Source organism: Chromohalobacter sp. HP20-39, assembly GCF_033052815.1.
Lineage (GTDB): Bacteria > Pseudomonadota > Gammaproteobacteria > Pseudomonadales > Halomonadaceae > Chromohalobacter.
Genome location: NZ_JAWHTP010000728.1, coordinates 1 through 268 on the forward strand (window position 1 = coordinate 1; position 268 = coordinate 268).

Here is a 268-nt window from a genome sequence, read left to right on the forward strand (position 1 = left end):
GCGACTTTGCCCGCACGGCGGCCTTTGCCCACGAGGTTCAGCCAGTGGTCGCCGGCCGCATCCACTTCCAGGTCCCCCAGCTTCGACGTGACGAGTTCGCTCGCGCGCAGCCCGGTAGCATAGGAGAAATCGAGCACGAAGCGCAGACGCTGCCCAGCAGGTACAGCCCAGCCATAGGACCACTCCAGCCCGTCAGCGATGGTGCGGACCAGCACCCACTCCCCTTCCGAGAATGCGTGAGAAGTGGCCAACTCGGGTGAGCGTATTG

1 pseudogene is annotated in these 268 nt (G+C 64.9%); it reads right to left on the reverse strand.

Features of this window, described 5'->3' with window-relative positions:
• Positions 1-268: pseudogene (locus tag RVY79_RS19865) on the reverse strand (integrase); the annotation flags it as partial.